This is a genomic window from Desulfovibrio sp., from assembly GCF_035644575.1.
GTDB lineage: Bacteria > Desulfobacterota > Desulfovibrionia > Desulfovibrionales > Desulfovibrionaceae > Desulfovibrio.
The window spans coordinates 1-4,701 of the sequence record NZ_DASQOG010000004.1; the positions used below are offsets into that span (position 1 = coordinate 1).

General features: G+C 50.8%; 4 protein-coding genes and 1 tRNA gene. 3 read left to right on the top strand and 2 right to left on the bottom strand.

Translation table 11 applies throughout. The annotated features are described in order from the left end of the window. The 3 genes from VEZ52_RS00075 to VEZ52_RS00085 all read left to right on the top strand — a co-directional run. On the top strand, positions 1-235 hold a 235-nt coding region (locus VEZ52_RS00075), incomplete at its 5' end, for a hypothetical protein (protein WP_324835001.1). Positions 236-717: 482 nt separating this feature from the next. Next, positions 718-2,004 (top strand): dicarboxylate/amino acid:cation symporter, encoded by a 1,287-nt coding sequence (locus VEZ52_RS00080; protein WP_324835002.1) that lies wholly within the window; start codon positions 718-720, stop codon positions 2,002-2,004. A 209-nt stretch (positions 2,005-2,213) separates the two neighbouring features. After that, positions 2,214-3,041, top strand: coding sequence for a class I SAM-dependent methyltransferase (locus VEZ52_RS00085; protein WP_324835003.1), 828 nt, complete (start codon positions 2,214-2,216; stop codon positions 3,039-3,041). Between the two features lie 67 nt (positions 3,042-3,108). Here the strand turns inward: VEZ52_RS00085 and VEZ52_RS00090 are convergent, their stop codons facing one another. Together VEZ52_RS00090 and VEZ52_RS00095 are read right to left on the bottom strand one after the other, a co-directional pair. Further along, positions 3,109-4,110, bottom strand: coding sequence for a GNAT family N-acetyltransferase (locus VEZ52_RS00090; RefSeq protein WP_324835004.1), 1,002 nt, complete (start codon positions 4,108-4,110; stop codon positions 3,109-3,111). Positions 4,111-4,603: 493 nt separating this feature from the next. After that, positions 4,604-4,680: transfer RNA gene (locus VEZ52_RS00095), tRNA-Met, on the bottom strand. Positions 4,681-4,701: the final 21 nt, after the last annotated feature.

The window sequence follows — 4,701 nt, forward strand, 5'->3', positions numbered from 1 at the left end:
CAAAATCCTCAGCGCCTTCCTCCGACATGGAGGTTGCGAACTTATCCTCGGTCATAGTTTTCCTGCTCCTTACAAGCTGGGCTTATTGCTCAAGTCCGCCATATTACGCCATCCGCACAAGGAAAACAATTGTCTTTTTAGCCATGATTTTTCCAAGCCTGCGGCAGCAGCTGAATCAAATTTATACAGGTGGATATTTTTTGAGCACGCTGCCCTTCAGGATGGCACTCAATAGCGAAAAATCACGAGAGTCGAAAATAATTGAAGAAGTACGGTACTTTTTTAGTAGTGTTAATAATTATAACTGTATTGTTTGATTAAACAATAACTTTTGTTATGCAACTAGTTAAAAAAATATTTTGATTGCATTTTTATTATGTGCAGTGATAATGATAGACACCTTTTACCTATGAATGGTTCATAGACTGTTGTTGGAATGATCAAACAGTTTTTGCAATAACACGGGATTGAGTATGGCAATATTGAATATACTGAGTGCTCATTTAGTAACTGTTTTTTCTATTCCTTACTTTTTTGTTAAAAAAAATGAAATTTTCTCTTTTTCTGTTTTTAAAATGCATGGTTCAATTCTATATTTATATGAAAAAATATTGCCGCCTTAGTGAAGTTGAATAAAAAGGGTGGATAACTTTTTTATTGCTGTATCAGGAGCTGAGAAACCAGACTTACATCAGGCCATAAGCCAGGATTCCCGCCATGAAGTACTTGAAAGTTTTGTATGTGCAGGTTCTCATAGCCATATTCATTGGCATTCTTTTGGGGCATTTTTATCCTGAACTGGCCGTCAAGATGCAGCCCTTGGGCAAGGGTTTCATCAACCTTATTAAAATGATCATCGCTCCCTTGATCTTTTCAACCGTTGTTACCGGCATCGCCGGCATGAAAGATCTCAAGGCTGTGGGCAAAACCGGCGGCATAGCGCTTGTCTATTTTACCGTTATTACGCTTACGGCCCTTGCCATCGGCCTTGTGGTGGTCAACCTGGCCCAGCCCGGCGCTGGCATGAACGTTGACGTAAGCACCTTCAATGCTGCGGACAAAAACATTGCCGCCCAGTATGCTGGCAAGGCCAAAGACAACAACATCGTCAACTTCTTCCTTAACATCATCCCCAATACCTTTGTTTCTGCCTTTACCAGCGGCGAAATCCTCCAGGTGCTGCTGGTGGCCATGCTGTTTGCCTTTGCCCTCAATTATAGCGGCGAAAAGGGCAAGCTCTGTTTTGACCTCATCAAGAGCCTTTCCGAAGTTCTGTTCAAGGTTATCGGCATTATCATGCACGTGGCTCCTATCGGCGCGTTCGGCGCAATGGCTTTTACCATCGGCAAGGAGGGTATCGGCTCTGTGCTTGTGCTCGGCGAGCTCATTGTGTGTTTCTATGTTACAAGCATTCTTTTTGTCGTGTTCATTCTGGGGACCATCTCCTTTAGCTGCGGGTTCAGCATCTTCAAGTTCGTGCGGTATATTCGCGAAGAACTGTTTATCGTGCTCGGCACTTCTTCTTCCGAATCTGTACTGCCAAACATGCTGCGCAAGATGGAAAAAGCTGGCTGCAACAAAAGTGTTGTGGATCTTGTGATTCCCGCTGGCTACTCGTTTAACCTTGACGGAACTGCCATTTACCTCACCATGGCGGCCATATTCCTTGCCCAGGCCACCAATACGCCCATGCCGCTGGGTGATCAGCTTGTACTCCTGGGTATTCTGCTTATTTCATCCAAGGGCGCGGCGGCTGTTACCGGCGGTGGTTTTATTGTGCTGGCCGGCACGCTGAGTTCTGTTGGCAGCATCCCGCCTGAGAGCATTGCCGTTATCTTCGGCATCGACCGGTTCATGTCTGAAGCCCGCGCGCTCACCAACCTTGTGGGCAATGGTGTTGCAACCATCTTTGTTTCAAGGGTTACTGGCAATCTGGATGTGGAAAAGCTGCATGCAGAGCTTGACCGCAAAAAAGTGGTAGGTCAGCCCGTCCCCACTGTTTAGCCCTCCCAGTATGCCTCTGCCCGGCAGAATATTGACCGGGCAGAGGCATTCCCCCTGCTTCACTGATTTTTAAGACCCACCCGTTGAATGTTTGTCAGCCCGCAGAAACAGCGGGCTGATTTTTCTTTATTCCCACGTTGTCTCCTTGTAACCTTGCAAAACATTGCTGGAATACGGCGCAGCATTGCGCGCAAACAAAGGTTTTGAACATGGATATAAAAGAATTTGAAGCATACTGGGCAGACAGGCAGCCGGATCGGTCAGATCTGGCGGAGTTCTGGAGCCGCCGCGCCCAGTCGTTCAACACCCATTCTGTCAAGGCAGATTCCAGCGCATACCGTCGCGATCTTGTTGCAAAGGTTGCTGCACGCGCCAAGGTTGGCAAGGCTGACGCAGTGCTGGACATCGGCTGTGGGCCGGGCAGGCACGCCCTGATTTTTGCGGGTCTGGCTGCCAAGGTTGAGGGTTTTGATATCGCGCCCGGCATGATTGAATACGCAAATGAAAATGCGCAGCGTGCGGGTACGGAGAACGCCCGTTTTCACGTGCTTGACTGGGATACTGCGGATCTGAAGCAGCTTGGCTGGCAAAAACGGTTTCAACTTGTCTTCGCCTCGCGCACTCCCGCCGTGTATGACCGTTCAACCCTTGACAAAATGACAGAGGCCTCGAGGGGCTACTGCTGCCTCATCACACAGGTGACGGGCGATAATTCTGTGCGTAGGGAGCTTGCGCCGGTTGTTGGCGCTGAAAATCACGATGACTATACCCGGCGGGGACTCTACAGCGCCTTCAACATCCTGTGGTTGCAGGGCTATTATCCAGAAGTGGAATATCTTGAGCGCTCGTGGGATTCTGAGTGCCCGCTGGAAGAAGCCATTGTGATGTACACGCGGCATTTTAACTGCAGAGGCCAGCTCACAGAAGCGCAGGAGGTCGCCCTGGCAGATAAACTGTGCGCCATGAGCAAGAACGGCATGGTGCACGAAACTGGCAGCTCGCGGGTGGGCATGCTTTTCTGGAACGCCAGCCTGTGAGGCTATGGAGAGTGCGGGGGCCTGCCACGCACATTGTCTCGCCTACGGCCCCTGCATTTGAAGGTGTTCAGGCCTTTTCTATCAGCCATGTCCTGATGGGAAAGGCCGTTTCTGTCCAGTGCGTCTTATATTGCATCTTGGGGCCATCAAGAGGCCCCATATCGTAGCGTTGCACGCCTTCCTCGCAGAGCCAGCGGATTTTTTCAATCTGCATGAGGTTGCCCAGTGAGAGCTCATGGCAATCCTGCGCATAGCTGAACTGCTGCCCGCGATAGATATCCCCGGCCAGGCCGCCAAAGATAAAGCCCACGTCCGTATCTTCACGGCGGGCAAAAATGACGCGCGCGCCCTTTTCCGGCGCGAGCCGCTGGAGCAGGAATGCGTAAAAATCGCATATGCCCGGCTCCGCCATGCCGCAGTGGTCTATCCCCTTCCAGCTTGTGCGCTCAACGGCGATCATGCGGGCAAACGCCGCCTTTGCTTCATCCTCAGTTGAAGGCAATACGCGTTCATAAGAGATGCCCAGCTCGCGCGCCTTTTTTGTCGAACGCTTTAAATTGCGGCGCAGATTGGCCGAGCGGCGCGAAAGATAGCCGTCCAGCCCGCCAGCAAGCGAAGCCGAGCCCTGAATGCCCGCCTTTACCAGATGTGCCTGGAGGGGCATGCCTGTTTTGTTGAGCATGTTCTGCACATAATCCAGGCCAGGGCCAAGGCCGCCCACAAGAACTTTAGGAAATCTGGGGGCATAGGTTCTGGCAAAAAAGCGTATGGCTTCGGCAAAAAGCTGCGGGGCATTGCTGCCCAGAAGCGGGCAGCCGAAAAACCACGAAGGTTCAAGAGGCGTGATAAAGATCTCTTCTTCCGAAACAAGGCCTTCTGCAAGGGCAATAACGCTGCCGTCAGCTTCTGCAAAAAGTAAACGCCGTTTGGGGCCAAAGGCATCATGAAAGGCAAGTTGCCATGCTGGCGTGCAACTGAAAGGGTCGGCTTGAGCACTGTGCAGCGCTGCGCTGTGCCACGTTGCGTATTGATCGGGCTTGGCGTTGTGGGGCAAATGTATAAACTGCATGGCGGCACCGGAGTAAAAGGCAAGGCGTTTATGCCCCCATGCGCTGTTGCGCACAACAAGGCATAAACGCCGTCTATATTGGTTGTACGGGCCTGATCAGCTTGGCAGAAAGGTTCCCTATCTGCATGGCAGGATCAGGCTATTTGTCTGTTGCAGAGTCGTCCTGTTTCTTTTTTTCGGCTACGTATTCTTCTTCATGTATAAGTGTACTGCCACACCGTGGGCAGGAGAGCAACTTGAAAACCTGCCGAAGTTTAAAGATAAATTCATCCACGAGGCCCGTCGGGCAGTAAAAAACATCACCGCAGCGCTTGCATCGGTAGACAGTTTTTTCTTTCATAATACCCCCGAGGCAGCCAATAAAGAACTGTCAATAAATTACCACGTATGATGGGGGTTATCAATTACCCTGCCCCATGCATATCTGCAACAGCAGCAACTGCCGCAAAACAAAAAACCCGGAAGTCTCGTAAGACTTCCGGGTATGAAATTCTGGTAGCAAGGGAGGGATTTGAACCCCCGACACTGCGGGTATGAACCGCATGCTCTGACCAACTGAGCTACCTTGCCGTGTCAGCGCCTCGTTAGCGC